The sequence below is a fragment of the Bacillus sp. LR--39 genome (assembly GCF_053613335.1).
In genome coordinates this window covers 1-579 of record NZ_JBSIOT010001297.1, presented here as the reverse complement: position 1 = coordinate 579, position 579 = coordinate 1, and the positions used below count along the sequence as shown (strand labels likewise).

Sequence of the window (579 nt, the reverse complement as noted above, 5' to 3'; positions counted from 1 at the left end):
GGCATGATTTCCGGATTTGGATTTGCCATTGCAAAGATAATCGGATCTTTTGCCATGCTTTGAACCATTTCTTTTGTTAACGCGCCTGCTACAGAGACACCGATAAATACGTCAGCATCAACGATGACATCTTTCAGAGAACCGTCTTTTCGATCTTGGTTCGTGAACTTCGCCACTTCATTTTTGACATCGTTCATGCCGTTCGGGCGCCCTTCATAAATGGCCCCTTTGGAATCGCACATCACAATGTCGCGAACGCCATAATGATGAAGAAGCTTGATAATCGCAATGCCAGCCGCACCCGCGCCGTTTGCGACAACTTTAATGGATGACATGGATTTTCCAGACAGTTTCAGCGCGTTCACAAGACCTGCTACGGTTACAATGGCAGTACCGTGCTGATCATCATGGAAAACCGGGATGTTTGTTTCTTTTTTGAGGCGCTCTTCAATGATAAAGCAATTTGGCGCTGCAATATCTTCAAGGTTGACGCCGCCAAATGTCGGTTCCAGCAATTTTACAGTTTCAACGATTTTATCAACATCGTTTGTGTTTAAAGCAATCGGGAACGCATCTACG

The 579-nt window shown here is 45.3% G+C and carries 1 pseudogene; it reads right to left on the bottom strand.

Going from position 1 to position 579, the window contains the following annotated elements:
• Positions 1–579: pseudogene (gene maeB, locus ACWHAR_RS30095) on the bottom strand (NADP-dependent malic enzyme); the annotation flags it as partial.